Origin of the sequence: Streptomyces sp. NBC_01244, assembly GCF_035987325.1 — a bacterium.
Lineage (GTDB): Bacteria > Actinomycetota > Actinomycetes > Streptomycetales > Streptomycetaceae > Streptomyces.
In genome coordinates, this window is the sequence record NZ_CP108488.1 from 3,302,369 (window position 1) to 3,318,205 (window position 15,837).

The following is a 15,837-nucleotide window of genomic DNA, read 5'->3' on the forward strand; positions in this document are numbered from 1 at the left end:
CCTCCACACCCCTCCCACCTGGGTTTTTGACAATCGTTTCCATCTTTGATGAAAATGGATGTCATGAACGTACGACGACGCCTCATACCGACCGCCGCCCTCGCCGGAGCCGTGGCCCTCGCCGCCACGGCCCTCACCGCCTGCTCGGGCACGGCCGGAGCCGCCGGAGCCGAGGACGGCAAGCTCGACGTGATGGCGTCGTTCTATCCGATGCAGTTCCTCGCCGAGCAGATCGGCAAGGAGCACGTGAAGGTCGACACCCTCACCAAGCCCGGGGTCGAGCCGCACGACCTGGAGATCACCCCGAAGCAGACCGCGCAGCTCGGCGAGGCCGATGTCGTCCTCTACCTCAAGACGCTGCAGCCCGCCGTCGACAAGGCCGTCGCCCAGTCCGGCGTGAAGAACGTCGTCGACGCCGCCACCCTCACCAAGCTCGAGGTGCACGGCACCTCCGGCCATGACGGTCATGACGCGGCCGCCGAAGAGGGCGCCGCAGACGGCCACGACCACAGCCACGGCGAAGCCGGCGAGGACCCGCACGTCTGGCTCGACCCGGTCAAGTACGCGGAGATCGCCAAGGGCGTCGGCGCGGCCCTGGAGAAGTCCGACCCCGGCCACGCGGCGGACTACAAGAAGAACACCGCCGACCTCGTCGCCAAACTGGGCGCGCTCGACACCGAGTTCAAGGACGGCCTGAAGAACACGGCCTCCAAGACCTTCATCACCACCCACTCCGCCTTCGGCTACCTGGCCGAGCGCTACGGCCTCGACCAGGAGGGCATCTCCGGCGTCGACCCCGAGTCCGAGCCGAGCCCGGCCCGGATGAAGGAGCTGCAGGCCCTTTCGAAGCAGGACAATGTGTCGACCGTCTTCTTCGAGACCCTGGCCAGCGACAAGACGGCCAAGACCCTCGCGGCGGACACCGGCCTGAAGACCGACGTCCTTGATCCCCTGGAGGGAATCACGGACAAGTCCCAGGGCGCTGACTACTTCGAGGTCATGCGGGCCAACCTGAAGAACCTCCAGAAGGCACTCGGCAGCAAGTAATGGCAACAGCAGTAGCGGCATCGGAGGCGCGAGCCATGGAGTCCAAGCCCGGCCAGGCCCTGGACCAGCCCGTCATATCCCTGCGCGGGGCCACGGCCTCGCTCGGCTCGCGCCCCGTGCTGCGCGGCATCGACCTCACCGTCCGCAGCGGTGAGGTCGTCGCCCTGCTCGGCGCCAACGGCTCCGGCAAGTCCACGGCCGTCCGCGCCGTGGTCGGCCAGGTTCCGCTGAGCGATGGCGCCCTGTCCCTCTTCGGCACCGAGTTCAAGCGTTTCCGCGACTGGTCGCGCATCGGGTACGTGCCCCAGCGCACCACAGCCGCCAGCGGGGTCCCCGCCACCGTCCGCGAGGTCGTCTCCGCCGGCCGGCTCGCCCGCACCCGTTTCGGGCTCCTGCGCAAGGCCGACAAGGCCGCGGTCGAGCACGCGCTGGACCTCGTCGACATGGGCTCCTACGCCGACGCCTCGGTCAACGCCCTCTCCGGCGGTCAGCACCAGCGGGTCCTGATCGCCCGCGCGCTCGCCGGCGAACCCGAGCTGCTGATCATGGACGAGCCGATGGCCGGCGTGGACCTGGCCAACCAGGAGGTCCTCGCGAACGCCCTGCGCAGCCAGGTCGCCGCCGGCACCACCGTGCTGCTGGTCCTGCACGAGCTGGGCCCGCTGGAGCCGCTCATCGACCGCGCCGTCGTCCTGCGCGACGGCTGCGTCACGCACGACGGCCCGCCCCCGGAGGCCCTGGGGCAGCACGCGCTGCCGGGCCACGACCACGTACACCCCCACTCCGCGCACGACGCCGAGCCCCTCCGGACGGGACTGCTGAGCTGATGGACCTCCTCGACTACGCCTTCATGCAGCGAGCCCTCATCGCCGCCGCCCTCGTCGGCCTCACGGCCCCCGCGATCGGCACGTACCTCGTGCAGCGCCGGCAGGCCATCATGGGCGACGGCATCGGGCACGTCGCCATGACCGGTGTCGCGCTCGGCTTCCTGCTCAATACCAGCCCGATCTGGATGGCCACCCTGGTCGCGGTCGTCGGCGCGGTCGGCATGGAGCTCATCCGCTCCCGCGGCAAGACCAGCGGGGACATCGCGCTCGCCATGCTCTTCTACGGCGGCATGGCCGGCGGCGTCATGATCATCAATCTGGCCCCGGGCGGCTCCACGGCCAACCTGACCAGCTACCTGTTCGGGTCCATCACGACCGTCTCGGCCGAGGACACCGTCACCGCGGCGGTCCTCGCCGTGTTCGTCATCGCGGTCACCGTCGGCCTGCGCCGCCAGCTGTTCGCGGTCTGCCAGGACGAGGAGTTCGCCCGGGTCACCGGCCTGCCGGTGCGCTTCCTGAACCTGCTGATGGCGGTCACCGCCGCGGTCACCGTCACCGTCGCGATGCGCATCGTCGGCCTGCTGCTGGTCAGCGCCATGATGGTGATCCCCGTGGCCGCCGCCCAGCGCGTCACCCGGGGCTTCACCGCCACCCTGAGCCTGGCCATGCTGATCGGCGTCCTGGTCTCGCTCTCCGGAACGGCCGCGACCTACTACGTCAACGCTCCCTCCGGGGGCGCCATCGTGCTGCTCGCCATCGCCGTGTTCGTCGTCATGACGGCGGTGTCCACCCCCCTGGCCCGGCGCCGGGCCAGGGCCGCCCGCGCGGCCGAAGAAGTCTGCACGCGGGACGGCGTAACGGTGTGACGACCTCGGGCAGTCGGCCGCCTGGCACAATGGGCCGAGGCCTAGACGAGGAGGAACCGGTGGCGACTGCGCCTGGCGAGATGAATACCGCGCCAGTACGAGGACGATCCACCCGACAGCGGGCCGCGGTGGCGGCGGCGCTGGACGAGGTGGACGAGTTCCGCAGTGCCCAGGAACTCCACGACATGCTCAAGCACCGCGGTGATTCCGTGGGTCTGACCACCGTCTACCGGACCCTGCAGTCGCTCGCGGACGCCGGTGAGGTGGACGTACTGCGGACCAGCGACGGCGAGTCCGTCTACCGCCGCTGCTCCACCGGGGACCACCACCACCACCTGGTCTGCCGCAAGTGCGGCAAGGCCGTCGAGGTGGAGGGCCCCGCGGTGGAGAAGTGGGCGGAGGCGATCGCGGCGGAGCACGGCTTCGTGAACGTCGCCCACACGGTGGAGATCTTCGGCACCTGCTCGGACTGCGCGGCGGCCGCCGCCTAGAACTGCGCAGGTTCCGGTCGAGGATCACGCGCAGGGCGTCGGCGTCCGCCGCGGTACGTGGGCTGCGCACTCCACCCGATGCGCGCCTCACTGGCGGCCGTCGTCACCCGGACTCCGGATGCGTCGACGAGGACCCGGGCCTCCCCCGTCTTCTCCACTCAGCCGGCGAACGACCGCGCCGGCAGCCAGGGCGTCAGGCCGGGGACGATCGGCGAGAGCGCCCACGGCACCACCCCGGAGACGGCGAAGCCAGTTCGGCCGCCCCGGCGCTCGGTGGTGCGACGTGACCCCCGGGCATGTTCGTGTCCATGACAGCGGGGCCTACGGTCAGGGTCAGCCCGAGGTGCCCTCACCCTGGTTCGGGACGGCTCCGCCGAAGCGCCGGTCGCGCTGGGCGTACTCGTAGCAGGCCTGCCACAGGTTGCGGCGGTCGAAGTCGGGCCACAGGACGTCCTGGAACACCATCTCGGCGTACGCGCTCTGCCAGAGCAGGTAGTTGGAGGTGCGCTGCTCGCCGCTCGGGCGCAGGAAGAGGTCCACGTCCGGCATGTCCGGGTAGTAGATGTACTTCGCGAAGGTCTTCTCGTTGACCTTCGACGGGTCCAGCTTGCCCGCCGCCACATCGCGCGCGATGGCCTGCGCCGCGTCCGCGATCTCGGCACGGCCGCCGTAGTTGACGCAGAAGTACAGGGTCATCGCGTCGTTGTCGACGGTCTGCTCCTGTGCGACCTGGAGCTCCTGGACGACCGACTTCCACATCTTCGGCATGCGGCCGACCCAGCGGATGCGGATGCCCAGCTCGTTCATCTCGTCGCGGCGGCGCCGGATGACGTCGCGGTTGAAGTTCATGAGGAAGCGCACCTCGTCGGGCGAGCGCTTCCAATTCTCCGTAGAGAAGGCGTACAGGGAGAGGTTCTTGACACCCATCTCCAGGCAGCCCTTGAGCACGTCGAGTACGACGCCCTCGCCCACCTTGTGGCCCTCGGTGCGCGGCAGCCCGCGCTCCTTGGCCCAGCGGCCGTTGCCGTCCATGACGATCGCGACGTGGTTCGGGACGAGCTCGCCGGGGATCTTCGGCGGGCGCTCACCGGAGGGGTGCGGCTCGGGAACCTTGTACTCCCGGCGAGAGCGCCCCAGAATCCCGCGTCGTGCCATGTGCCCAGCTCCTATTTCTCGACGTATCGAAGGGAGCGTAGCCCGCGCTCCAGATGCCAGTGCAAGTAGGCGGATACCAGCCCGCTGCCCTCCCGCACGTGACGCGCCTCGCACGCGTCGGCATGTCCCCAGTCCCCCGTCAGCAGGGCGCTGAGCAGGGCGATGGCCTCCGACGAGGGTACGACGCTGCCGGGAACGCGGCAGTCGCCGCATATGACCCCGCCGGCGGCGACGGAGAAGTGCCGGTTGGGGCCGTGGAGTCCGCACTTCGCGCAGTCGTCGAAGCTGGGCGCGTAGCCGTTGACGGCGAGGGAGCGCAGCAGGAAGGCGTCGAGGATGAGGTTCGGCGCGTGTTCGCCGCGCGAGAGGGTGCGCAGGGCGCCGACGAGCAGCAGGTACTGCTGTACGGCGGGCTCGCCCTCGTGGTCGGTGAACCGCTCGGCGGTCTCCAGCATCGCGGTGCCGGCGGTGTAGCGGGCGTAGTCGGTGACGATGCCGTTGCCGTACGGGGCGATGATCTGGGTCTGCGTGCAGAGCGGCAGGCTGCGGCCGATCAGTTCGCCGCTCCGCGAGAAGAACTGCACGTCGGCGTGGGAGAAAGGTTCCAGCCCGGCGCCGAACTTGGACTTGGTGCGCCGGACGCCGCGGGCGACGGCCCGGACCCGGCCGTGGCCCCGGGTCAGGAGCGTGATGATGCGGTCCGCCTCACCCAGCTTCTGGGTGCGCAGCACGATGCCGTCGTCGCGGAACAGACTCATGGACTCATTGTCCCGTACCCGACCGACAGAGCGGACTCCCGACCGACAGGGCGGACTCCCCACCGACAGGGCGGACTCCCGGACGGCAGGGCGGACTCCCGGACGGCAGCGACCCCCGCCGGGCGCGAGGCCCGGCGGGGGACACCCCTTGGGAGGATCAGGCGGTCGGCGCCGGGGCGGGCTCGCCCTCGCCCGACTGGGCCGGAATGGCTGCCGTGGACTCGTCGTCCGACGCCGCGGCGGCGTCCTTGGGGGCGTCCGCCTGCGGGGCGTCGGCCGGCAGGGAGTCGGCCAACGGGGAGTCGGCCGTCGGGGCGTCGTGCGCACCGTCCTTGCCCAGACCGTTGAAGATCAGGTTCAGGACGATGGCGGCCGTGGCACCGAGCGTCACACCGCTGTTGAGGAGCGAGGAGAGGTCCGGGTCCATGTGGTCCTTGAAGAGGACCGGGACGGTGGCGGGGAGCAGCGCGAAGGCCAGGGAGACACCCACGACGAGCGCGTTCTTCTCCTCCTTGAGGTCGACCTTGGCCAGGGTCTGGATGCCCGCCAGGGCGACCATCGCGAACATCACGGTCGCGGCGCCGCCGAGCACTCCGTGCGGTACGGCGGCGACGATCGCGGCGGCCTTGGGGATCATGCCGAGCACGATCATGAAGACGCCCGCGGCGACCACGACGAAGCGGCTCTTGACCTTGGTCATGCGGACCAGGCCGACGTTCTCGGCGAAGGCCACGTACGGGAACGAGTTGAGGACACCGCCAAGGGCGGTCGCGGCGCCGTCGGCACGCAGGGCGCGGGCCACGGTCTCGCTGTCGATGTCCTTGCCGACGATGTCACCGACGGCGTAGGTGTCACCGGTGGTCTCGACCATGGTGATCAGCATGACGATGAGCATCAGGACGATCGGGAACCACTCGAACTTCGGGGCACCGTAGTAGAACGGCGTGGTGATGCCGATCCAGTCCGAGTTGCTCACGTTGCCGAACTTGGCGTCGCCGAGCAGGAAGGCCACGGCGGTGCCGCCGACCAGGCCGAGCAGGATGGAGATGCTGTTGAGGAAGGGCTTGCCGAGCTTCATCAGGATGAGGATGAAGAGCATCGTGCCGCCGGCGTAGGCGAAGTGCTTGGGGTCGCCGAAGTCGGGGCTGCCGAGGCCGCCCGCGGCGTCGTTCAGGCCGACCGGGATCAGCACGATGCCGAGGACGGTGATCACCGTGCCGGTGACGACCGGCGGGAAGAGCCGCATGATCGTGCGGAAGGCCTTGGGGGGCAGCCAGGCGAAGGCGAAGGTGGCGATGCCGGCCGTGATGACCGCGCCGTAGATGACGAGCAGGCCCGCCGTCCCGCCGCCGGCCCCGAGACCGATGGCGATCATCGGGGACACCGCGGTGAAGGTGACGCCCTGGATCAGGGGCAGCCGCGCTCCGATCCTGCCAATGCCCCACGCCTGGATGATCGAGGCGATACCGCAGGTGAAGAGGTCGGCATTGATCAGGTAGACCAGCTGCTCGGTGGTGAGCCCGAGGGCGCCACCGACGATGATCGGAACGATCACCGCACCGGCGTAGAACGCGAGTACGTGCTGGAAGCCGTACAGCGCGAGCTTGGGGAGGGGGAGCACCTCGTCGACCGGGTGCGTGCTCTGCTTTCCGGTGGCGGAAAGCGGTGCGGCGACACGTGCCATCTCTGCCTTGCCCTTCAATGAGGTAGGTAACTGAGAGGAAGCGATAGGAAGCGGGTTGTCCCTGGCGAAGTGGGTCGTTAGCCCGTTGATCCGTCAGGGTTGTCGTTGCGTCCACGTGAATCGAAGCTCCGCGGTGTTACCGGCGGCGTCTCCTCGTGTGACCGGAATTGAACGCCTGTGGGGCCGCTCACAGATATCGTCGACTTCTACAAAATGTTGACTCTTCGACGTGCAGGATCTGGAGATTTCTCCAGTGGCGGAGACCCTCGGTGTCGTCTATGGCCAACGCTTCGCGAAATCGGCGCTTCCCGCTGCACGAACGCGAAGGCCGTACGTGGTGACGTGCGGGTTAACACTCCGCAGGCCGTTCGGCCACGCAAAGACGAAGGCGCCGCTCCGCCCGTCCACCTGGCGGAAACACCCCGTACGGATGGCACGCCTCCGCGGTTCACGGCACGCGGAAGGATCTCCGATTCGGGCGTGCGAGGCCCGATCGTTATCTCGGATTGTGCCGTTTTCGCCCACACCGTGAGACGCCGCCACGTCCGAACCCGCCAGTGCGGCCGAAACGACCGCCTGCGCCGCCGTCGCCGCGGCGAACACCGGATCCCCCGTCGGTGCGCGCGGCCCGGCATGAAGGCACCTTCCAACAGCGCGAGCACGGAGGTCCCGCACGCCCGCACGCTGATCCCGTTCGACAACCCTCAGGGGCTGTGCGAGGCCCTGCGCCGCGTCATCGCGGCCCACCCCGCCCCGGTGGCGCGGGGCGCCGCCTGAGGTCCCTGGGGGCCTCGCAGGGATCCCCTACGCGGCCCGCGCGGGCCTCTCAGGGCGCCCGGACCGCCGACAGCAGCCGCGCGACCTCGTCCATGTCGATCCGCAGCGCGGCGCCGACCGTCGCCAGCACCTCGCGCTCCGCGGGGATGTACGGGCCGTCCGCCAGTGCGACGCGCGCGCCCTGCAGCAGGATCGATTCGCGGCCCGGGCCGGCCAGGTGCGGGGCCAGCGGCTCCAGGGCCTCGTGCAGCTCGATCGAGAGCGCGGCGCCGTAGCAGTCGGGGCCGTCGTAGAGCCCGAGCCTGCCCTCCTCGGCGGCCAGCCCCTCGACGAGGGACTCCAGCTGCTCCTCGGTGCAGTCCTGGAACCCCGCGGACCGTACGGCGCCCACGGCGGCCTCCAGCGCGCTGCGCGAGGCCGTCCCGCCGGCGGCCAGCACGGCCAGGGTCACGGTGTGCACGGCGTCGCGCAGCAGCGTGGAGAAGCGGGTGGTGGTGAGGTGGTCCAGGACCTCGGTGCCGAACCGCTCGCGGCAGCCCTGGCACTCGACGACGGGACCCGCCTGGCCGCGGGGCAGCAGCGGCACGCCGAGGACGGTGAACCGGCGGCGCCCCGTGCGCCGGCGGTAGTTGCGGTCGCCACCGCAGTCGGGACAGAAGAACTCCCCGTCCCCCACGGTGCTCCAGGTGGTGCGGATACCCCAGACCGTCAGCTTCCGGCCGTCCCCACCCCGAACTGGCAGCACGTCGCACCTCCGTAACCTTCCGGCAACATCGCCGGGTTGGCGTGATGTTAGCCACATCGGTGAGGATGCGTCAGTCGTGTGACAAGACAACATCCTCCGGCCGCCGTACTTGGCCGATCTGCGCCCCCGCCCGCGGACCGCCCCGCACCCCGTCCCACCTGCCCGCCCGTCCCGGCGGCCGGTCCTCGAGGCCGCCCCGGCTTCCCTACCCTCGGCCGCATGAACGAGAAGTCCTGTCTGGTGACCGGAGCCGCGAGCGGCATCGGCCGGGCCACGGCCCTGCCGCCGGCCCGCTCCGGGGCCCGGGTGACCGCGTCCGATGTCAACGGCCCCGGCCTGCGGGCCCTCGCCGCCCAGCTGGCCGGCGAGGGCCTCGAGGTCACCGTGGTGACCGGTGACGTGTCCGATCCACAGGCCGACCGCGCGATGGTGGAGGCCGCGGTCGGCGCGTACGGGCGGCTCGACGTCGCCGTGGCGAACGCCGGAGTGCTCCCTCTTTCGGATGTACGGGGTTCCCGGGACCATCCGTACGGAGCGGGTGCTCGCGCTGACGGACGAGCCGGGCGGGCCGGAGTACCTCGAGGAGGTCACGGCGGCCCACCCTATGGGCCGGCTCGGCGAACCGGAGGAGGTGGCCCGCGTCATCGCCTTCCTCGCCTCCGACGCGGCCTCGTTCGTGACGGGCGTCGTCCTGCCGGTGGACGGCGGCTACCTGGCCCGCTGAGGCCCCCGGGAACGGCGGAACCCCGCCCCCTCCCGGAAGGGGAGGAGCGGGGTTCGCTCGCGTACGGGTCAGCGGCCCGCGCGGTTGACGGCGGAGATGACCGCCTTCAGGGAGGCGCGGGTGGTGTTCGCGTCGATGCCGATGCCCCACAGGACGCGGCCGTCGATCGCGCACTCGATGTACGAGGCGGCGACGGCGGAGGCGCCCTCGCTCATCGTGTGCTCGGTGTAGTCCAGCAGGCGGGCGTCGATGCCGATGGCGGCCAGTGCGTCGAAGAAGGCCGAGATCGGGCCGTTGCCGGTGCCGTTCAGCACGGCCTCGACGCCGTCCACGACGGCCTCGACGGTCAGCGTGTCGGTGCCGTCCTTATCGGTGGCGGTCGAGCCGGAGCGCAGCTGGATGCGACCCCATTGTGCCGCGGCATTCTCGGGGTTGGGCAGGTACTCGTCCTGGAAGACGTTCCAGATCGCGGTCGGGGTGACCTCGCCGCCCTCGGAGTCGGTCTTGGCCTGGATGATCCGCGAGAACTCGATCTGCATGCGGCGCGGCAGGTCCAGCTTGTGGTCGTTCTTCAGGACGTACGCGATGCCGCCCTTGCCGGACTGCGAGTTGACCCGGATGACCGCCTCGTAGGAGCGGCCGACGTCCTTCGGGTCGATCGGCAGGTACGGGACGGCCCACTCGAGGTCGTCGACCGTCTTGCCCTGGGCTGCCGCGTCCGCCTCCATGGCGTCGAAGCCCTTCTTGATGGCGTCCTGGTGGGAGCCGGAGAAGGCGGTGTAGACCAGATCGCCCGCGTAGGGGTGGCGCGGGTGTACTTCCATCTGGTTGCAGTACTCGCTGGTGCGACGGATCTCGTCGATCTGCGAGAAGTCGATCTGCGGGTCGATGCCCTGGGAGAACAGGTTCATGCCCAGCGTGATCAGGTCGACGTTGCCGGTGCGCTCGCCCTGCCCGAACAGGCAGCCCTCGATGCGGTCGGCGCCGGCCATCAGGGCCAGCTCGGCGGCCGCCACGGCGGTGCCGCGGTCGTTGTGCGGGTGCACGGAGATGCAGATGTGCGCGCGGCGGGTCAGGTTGCGGGCCATCCACTCGAAGCGGTCCGCGTGGGTGGACGGCGTCGAGCGCTCCACCGTGGCGGGCAGGTTCAGGATGATCTCGCGGCCCTCGGACGGCTGCCAGACGTCGCAGACGGCCTCGCAGACCTCCAGGGCGAAGTCCAGCTCGGTGTCGGTGAAGATCTCCGGGCTGTATTGGTAGCCGAAGACGGTGTCGGCGCCCAGCAGCTTGTCGGCGTACTCCATGACCAGGCGGGTGCCGTCGACGGCGATCTGCTTGATCTGCTCCTTGGAGCCGCGGAACACGACCCGGCGGAAGGTGGGGGCGGTCGCGTTGTACAGGTGCACGGTGGCGCGCTTGGCGCCGACCAGCGACTCGACGGTCCGCTCGATCAGGTCCTCGCGGGCCTGGGTCAGCACGGAGATGGTCACGTCGTCCGGGATCGCGCCCTCTTCGATGATGGAGCGCACGAAGTTGAAGTCGGTCTCACCGGAAGACGGGAAGCCGACCTCGATCTCCTTGTAGCCCATGCGCACCAGCAGGTCGAACATCTCGCGCTTGCGGGCGGGGGTCATCGGGTCGATCAGCGACTGGTTGCCGTCGCGCAGGTCCGTGGAGAGCCAGCGGGGCGCCTTGGTGACGCGGGCCTCGGGCCAGGTGCGGTCGGGGATGTCCACCTGCTCGTACGAGCCGTACTTGTGGATGGGCATCCCGGAGGGCTTCTGGGTGTGGGTCGCGTTCGTGATGGGCGTGGGGCGACCGACAAAAGTGTGCTGGCTCATGACGTAGGGCTCCTCGCGTGTCCGCGTGTAGTTCGCTGGGACGGCCGACGGACGGTCGCAAAACCGCAACACCAAACTCCGCGGGGAGGGGGTCGGCCTACGACTACAGGCCCTCGCCGCGGCAGCTAAGGAGGAGCAGCCCGAAACGCATGATGGGCCGAGCCTAACCGAGCCGCCCCGTAATGCGGGACCTGTTTCAGTATGCAAGACCGGCAGGTCCGTTTTGCACCCTTTGTGAGCTAAGCCTCTTTTAGTGCACCACGTCAGGCCGATCCCCCCATGGGCATTCGATTCATCCATACGATCGCACCATCGCTGATCACGGTGACGCACACGCGATCCCCACTCGACCGACCTTACGAGTGACCACGTCCACCCACCATGAAGCTGGTGGCGCGGGTCAAGTGCTGTGGCGAAGCGGGGCCCAGTCACCGGTCCCAGCCGTCCCGCACCAGCGAGACTGCCGGACGCGGACGGCCGCATCACAGCCAGTGATGCGCCGCAACGCAAGTCTCGTCGCCCCCGCGACGGACATGTGACACAACCGAATGAATCATGGTTGCATCTAGTGACAATCTCGTGACCCACTGCCACATTGCCGGGCATGGATGCCTTCCTCACCTCCCGCCACCCCGTCTTCTGCACCGTGGTGCCGCCGCACCTCCTGAACAAGATCGCCCAGTCCGAGGACCCCGCCCGGGCCGCCGCCGCCCGGCGGACCCTCGAGCTGGATGCCTCCCACCGGGTCCGGCGGCTGATGGCGGTGCTGCCGCCCGCCGGGGACGCGCCCTCCGACAGCCCCGAGCGGACCATCTACGACGCGCAGCACCAGACCCGGCTGCCCGGGAAGAAGGTCCGCGGCGAGGGCGAGGACGCCGGTACGGACGCCAGCGTCAACCGGGCCTACGCCGGGCTCGGGGCCACCTTCGAGCTCTTCTTCAAGGGCTTCGGCCGCCACTCCATCGACGACGCCGGGCTGCCGCTGGACGCCACCGTCCACTACGACCGGCTGTACAACAACGCCTTCTGGGACGGCAGCCAGATGGTGTTCGGCGACGGCGACGGCGACCTCTTCCTCGACTTCACCGTGTCCGTGGACGTCATCGGGCACGAGCTGACCCACGGGGTCACCCAGCACACCGCCGACCTGGAGTACTACGGCCAGTCCGGCGCGCTCAACGAGTCGATGTCCGATGTCTTCGGCTCCCTCATCAAGCAGTACTCCCTCGACCAGACGGCCGGGGAAGCCGACTGGCTGATCGGCGCCGGACTACTCGGGCCCTCGGTGGACAGCGGCTTCGCCCTGCGGTCGATGAAGGCGCCCGGGACCGCGTACGAGGACGACGAGCTCGGCAAGGACCCGCAGCCCGCGACCATGGACGACTACGTCCGCACCTCCCGGGACAACGGCGGGGTGCACATCAACTCCGGCATCCCCAACCACGCCTTCTACCTCGCCGCGACCGAGCTCGGCGGCAAGGCCTGGGAGCGGGCCGGCCGGATCTGGTACGACACCCTGACCGGTGGGGAGCTGGGCCCGAAGGCGGACTTCGCCCGGTTCGCCGCCCTGACGACCGCCGCGGCCGTCACCCGGTACGGCGCCGGCGGCGCGGAACACCAGGCCCTGCAGAAGGCGTGGTCGACGGTCGGCTTGGGGTAGGGGCCGTGGGGTAGGAGGGCGGTCATGCGGATTCAGGTGGTGCGGACGGGCGGCTTCGCGGGGATCGAGCGGCGCGGCGAGGTGGACACCTCGGGCCTGCCCGACGAGGAGGAGTGGCAGGCGCTGGCCCAGCTGGCCCTGCGGCCCGGTCCGCCGGGGCATCCGGCGGACCGGGTCCGGGACGGTTTCTCGTACCGGATCACCGTGGACGGGCGGACGGTGCTCTGCCAGGACCCGAACCTCTCGGACGCGCAGCGCTCGCTGATCTCCCGCGTCCTTAAAGAGGGTGCCTGACCTGGCCTCGCTTGCTTGGATGGCCGGATGACCACGACTTCCGATTGTCTGCCCGAGCTCGAGCGCTACTACGACACGGCTCCCCGGGCGGGAGGGGCGCGGGCCGAGGACTTCGGCCCGCTGACCCTCTTCGTCCAGGAGAGCGACGGCTGGCCGTACTACGCGCGGCCCACGCTCGCCGCCCCCTCGGCCGAGGGCGTCTCCGTGGCCGAGGGCGTCTCCGTGGCCGACGTGGAGCGGGTGCTGGCCCGGCAGCGGGAGCTCAAGGTCCCCGAGGCCTTCGAGTGGGTGGCCGAAACCACCCCCTCCCTGCGGTCCGCCGCCGAGGCCGCCGGGCTGACCGTCCACGGGCATCCGCTGATGGTGCTCGACCCCACGGCGGTACGGCTCCCCGCGCATCCCGATGTACGCGTGTTCGGCGCGGCCGACCCGCTCCTGCGCCCCGCGGTGACGGTACCGATGCTGGCCTTCGCCGCGCCCGGCACGGCGGTGGGCGAGGCGGGCCCGGCGGAACTCGCGGTGGCGGAGAAGGATCCGGCCTCGGAAGGCCGCCGGGTCCGGGTCGCGGGGATGATCGAGTCGGGCCGAACCGCCCTGGCCGCGGCCGTCCGGGACGGAGTGGTGCTCTGCTCCGGCCAGTACGTCCCGGTCGGCGACGTCGCCGAGGTGGTCGGTGTCGGCACTCTCCCCTCGGCCCGCCGCCAGGGCCTGGCCCTCGCCGTGACGGCGGCCCTGGTCGCCGACGCCCTGGCCCGCGGAGCCCGCACGGTCTTCCTGTCGGCGGGCGACGAGGACGTGGCCCGCCTCTACGCCCGCCTCGGCTTCCGCTCCGTGGGCACGGCCCTGATCGCGGACCGGCCGCTGTGATCGGCCGACTGATCACCGTGGCCGGCTGATCACGGTGGCCGCCTGATCACGGTGCCGCCTGAACGTGCCGCTGTCGTCCGGGCCGGGGGCGTCCCGCGCAACTCTGAGCCCGTTGTTTTGCCGGAACGGCAAGGTCGCTTGGCCGGGGCCGTGGTCCGGGCGGAGCATCAAAGGCGCGGGCACCCGTACCCGTACCGACCGGAAAGAGGCCGCCATGGCGCACGCGCACGACCACGCCCCCCACTCCCCCGAATCCCCCGAGACCGGCTTCGTGGGCGAGGAGTTCTGGGACTCCCGCTACCGCGAGAGCGAAAGGATCTGGAGCGGCGAGGCCAATGCAGTGCTGGCCCGGGAGGCCGCCCCGCTCGCTGCCGGCCGGGCCCTGGACCTCGGCTGCGGAGAGGGCGGCGACGCCGTCTGGCTCGCGCGGCAGGGCTGGTACGTCACCGGGACGGACATCTCCGGGGTGGCCCTGGAGCGGGCGGCGGCCCACGCCGCGGAAGCCGGGGTCGCGGACCGTACCGCCTGGGAGCGGCACGACCTCGCGGAGTCCTTCCCGGCCGGGGAGTACGACCTGGTCTCCGCGTGCTTCCTGCACACCTTCGGGGAGTTCCCCCGCGAGCGGATCCTGCGCCGGGCCGCCGCGGCCGTGGCCCCCGGCGGGATCCTGCTCGTGGTCGGCCACGCGGGCTGGCCGTCCTGGCAGGAGGACCGCCCGGAGGTGGACTTCCCGACTCCGGACCAGGTCCTCGCCCAGCTGGAACTGGAGGCCGGCGCCTGGGAGGTCCTGCTGGCGGAGGAACACGTACGGGTCCAGAACCAGCCTGACGGCCGGCCCGGGACCCGTACGGACAACGCGGTGAAGGTGCGGCGGCGCTCCTCTTGATGCGCCGGACTCCGTTCGCCGAATGGGCCTTGCCCGATCCGGACGGGACGGTGGCTAGAAGCCCAGCTTGCGCAGCTGCTTGGGGTCGCGCTGCCAGTCCTTGGCGACCTTCACGTGCAGGTCGAGGAAGACCGGGGTGCCGAGCAGCGCCTCGATGTGCTTGCGCGACTTCATCCCGACCTCCTTCAGGCGGGCGCCCTTCGGGCCGATGATGATGCCCTTCTGGCTCGGCCGCTCGATGTAGAGGTTCGCGTGGATGTCCAGCAGCGGACGGTCCGCCGGGCGGTTCTCCCGGGGGATCATCTCCTCGACGACCACGGCGATGGAGTGCGGGAGCTCGTCCCGTACGCCTTCCAGCGCGGCCTCGCGGATCAGCTCCGCGACCATGACCATCTCGGGCTCGTCGGTGAGGTCGCCCTCCGGGTACAGCGGCGGGCTCTTCGGCAGCATCGGCGCGATCAGGTCCGCCAGCAGCTGGACCTGGGTGTCGCCGACCGCCGAGACGGGGACGATCTCGGCCCACTCGAAGCCCAGCTCCTCGGCGAGCTGGTGCACGGCGATGAGCTGCTCGCCCACCACCTTCGACTCGACGAGGTCGGTCTTGGTGATGATGGCGATCTTGGGGGTCTTCTTGATCCCCGCGAGCTCCTTGACGATGAACTTGTCACCGGGGCCGAGCTTCTGGTCCGCGGGCAGGCAGAAGCCGATCACGTCGACCTCGGACCAGGTCGCGCGCACGACGTCGTTCAGCCGCTCGCCGAGCAGGGTGCGCGGCTTGTGGAGGCCGGGCGTGTCGACCAGGACGAGCTGGGCGTCGGGGCGGTGCACGATGCCGCGGACCGTGTGGCGGGTGGTCTGCGGCCGGTTGGAGGTGATCGCGACCTTGGTACCCACGAGCGCGTTGGTCAGGGTCGACTTCCCCGCGTTGGGACGGCCGACGAAGCATGCGAAGCCCGCACGGTGCGGGCTGGTGGTCTCGGGGGAACGATCGCTCATACGGGCCATTCTCCCCGATGCGGGTCCCAGCGCCGACCAGACCGCCGCCACGAGGGCGAGAGCGGCCGCCAGCAGGCCGTTCAGGGCGGGGTGCGCGGCGTGTCCGACGGTGGCGGTGGCGGCCGCGCCGTCGGCCCGCGCCACCACCGTGACCTCGGCCCATTCCAGTGCGGGAGGGTCCGCCCAGGGTGCGGTGAGCCGGACCCGCTGCCCGGGCAG

The 15,837-nt window shown here is 70.5% G+C and carries 16 protein-coding genes and 1 pseudogene; 11 read left to right on the forward strand and 6 right to left on the reverse strand.

Annotated features, from left to right (window positions below; all coding sequences use genetic code 11):
• The first annotated feature begins 63 nt into the window (after positions 1-63).
• From OG247_RS14700 to OG247_RS14715, 4 genes are read left to right on the forward strand one after another with little or no spacing between them, the layout of a single operon-like run.
• A complete protein-coding gene (locus tag OG247_RS14700; protein ID WP_327252678.1) occupies positions 64-1,047 on the forward strand; it encodes a metal ABC transporter substrate-binding protein in 984 nt (327 codons plus the stop codon).
• Positions 1,048-1,082: 35 nt separating this feature from the next.
• Positions 1,083-1,874, forward strand: a complete 792-nt coding sequence (locus OG247_RS14705; RefSeq protein ID WP_327252679.1) for a metal ABC transporter ATP-binding protein — start codon at positions 1,083-1,085, stop codon at positions 1,872-1,874.
• Positions 1,874-2,740, forward strand: coding sequence for a metal ABC transporter permease (locus OG247_RS14710; RefSeq protein WP_327252680.1), 867 nt, complete (start codon positions 1,874-1,876; stop codon positions 2,738-2,740). Before OG247_RS14705 ends, OG247_RS14710 begins: the two co-directional genes overlap by 1 nt.
• A 59-nt stretch (positions 2,741-2,799) precedes the next feature.
• Positions 2,800-3,231, forward strand: coding sequence for a Fur family transcriptional regulator (locus OG247_RS14715; protein WP_327252681.1), 432 nt, complete (start codon positions 2,800-2,802; stop codon positions 3,229-3,231).
• 333 nt (positions 3,232-3,564) lie between these two features.
• Here OG247_RS14715 and OG247_RS14720 read toward each other — a convergent pair whose 3' ends face one another.
• The 3 genes from OG247_RS14720 to OG247_RS14730 form a co-directional block, all read right to left on the reverse strand.
• Positions 3,565-4,386: an isoprenyl transferase gene (locus OG247_RS14720; RefSeq protein ID WP_327252682.1), complete on the reverse strand. Its 822-nt coding sequence runs from the start codon at positions 4,384-4,386 to the stop codon at positions 3,565-3,567.
• A gap of 11 nt (positions 4,387-4,397) precedes the next feature.
• Positions 4,398-5,144: a DNA repair protein RecO gene (gene recO / locus OG247_RS14725; RefSeq protein WP_250754311.1), complete on the reverse strand. Its 747-nt coding sequence runs from the start codon at positions 5,142-5,144 to the stop codon at positions 4,398-4,400.
• 157 nt (positions 5,145-5,301) lie between these two features.
• A complete protein-coding gene (locus OG247_RS14730) occupies positions 5,302-6,828 on the reverse strand; it encodes a nucleobase:cation symporter-2 family protein (RefSeq protein ID WP_327252683.1) in 1,527 nt (508 codons plus the stop codon).
• A gap of 633 nt (positions 6,829-7,461) precedes the next feature.
• Between OG247_RS14730 and OG247_RS14735 the strand changes: the two genes are divergently transcribed.
• Positions 7,462-7,605, forward strand: coding sequence for a hypothetical protein (locus OG247_RS14735; protein WP_327252684.1), 144 nt, complete (start codon positions 7,462-7,464; stop codon positions 7,603-7,605).
• Positions 7,606-7,654: 49 nt separating this feature from the next.
• Here the strand turns inward: OG247_RS14735 and OG247_RS14740 are convergent, their stop codons facing one another.
• Positions 7,655-8,350 carry a TerB family tellurite resistance protein gene (locus OG247_RS14740; protein ID WP_327252685.1) on the reverse strand — a complete coding sequence of 232 codons (696 nt, stop codon included), beginning with the start codon at positions 8,348-8,350 and terminating at the stop codon, positions 7,655-7,657.
• 219 nt (positions 8,351-8,569) lie between these two features.
• Between OG247_RS14740 and OG247_RS14745 the strand changes: the two are divergent.
• Positions 8,570-8,788, forward strand: a pseudogene (locus OG247_RS14745) (SDR family NAD(P)-dependent oxidoreductase); the annotation flags it as partial.
• A 64-nt stretch (positions 8,789-8,852) separates the two neighbouring features.
• Positions 8,853-9,074, forward strand: a complete 222-nt coding sequence (locus OG247_RS14750; protein ID WP_327252686.1) for an SDR family NAD(P)-dependent oxidoreductase — start codon at positions 8,853-8,855, stop codon at positions 9,072-9,074.
• A gap of 68 nt (positions 9,075-9,142) precedes the next feature.
• Here the strand turns inward: OG247_RS14750 and leuA are convergent, their stop codons facing one another.
• Positions 9,143-10,915: a 2-isopropylmalate synthase gene (gene leuA / locus OG247_RS14755; RefSeq protein ID WP_327252687.1), complete on the reverse strand. Its 1,773-nt coding sequence runs from the start codon at positions 10,913-10,915 to the stop codon at positions 9,143-9,145.
• A 604-nt stretch (positions 10,916-11,519) separates the two neighbouring features.
• On the opposite strand from leuA, the gene OG247_RS14760 reads away from it, so the two are divergent.
• The 4 genes from OG247_RS14760 to OG247_RS14775 all read left to right on the forward strand — a co-directional run bounded on the left by OG247_RS14760 (position 11,520) and on the right by OG247_RS14775 (position 14,622).
• Positions 11,520-12,575: a M4 family metallopeptidase gene (locus OG247_RS14760; RefSeq protein WP_327252688.1), complete on the forward strand. Its 1,056-nt coding sequence runs from the start codon at positions 11,520-11,522 to the stop codon at positions 12,573-12,575.
• Positions 12,576-12,599: 24 nt separating this feature from the next.
• Positions 12,600-12,869: a protealysin inhibitor emfourin gene (locus tag OG247_RS14765; RefSeq protein WP_327252689.1), complete on the forward strand. Its 270-nt coding sequence runs from the start codon at positions 12,600-12,602 to the stop codon at positions 12,867-12,869.
• A gap of 27 nt (positions 12,870-12,896) precedes the next feature.
• Positions 12,897-13,736, forward strand: coding sequence for a GNAT family N-acetyltransferase (locus tag OG247_RS14770; RefSeq protein ID WP_327252690.1), 840 nt, complete (start codon positions 12,897-12,899; stop codon positions 13,734-13,736).
• Between the two features lie 214 nt (positions 13,737-13,950).
• Positions 13,951-14,622, forward strand: coding sequence for a class I SAM-dependent methyltransferase (locus OG247_RS14775; RefSeq protein ID WP_327252691.1), 672 nt, complete (start codon positions 13,951-13,953; stop codon positions 14,620-14,622).
• Between the two features lie 54 nt (positions 14,623-14,676).
• On the opposite strand, the gene era is transcribed toward OG247_RS14775, so the two are convergent.
• Complete coding sequence (gene era / locus OG247_RS14780) at positions 14,677-15,627, reverse strand: GTPase Era (protein ID WP_374213701.1); 951 nt, start codon at positions 15,625-15,627, stop codon at positions 14,677-14,679.
• Positions 15,628-15,837: the final 210 nt, after the last annotated feature.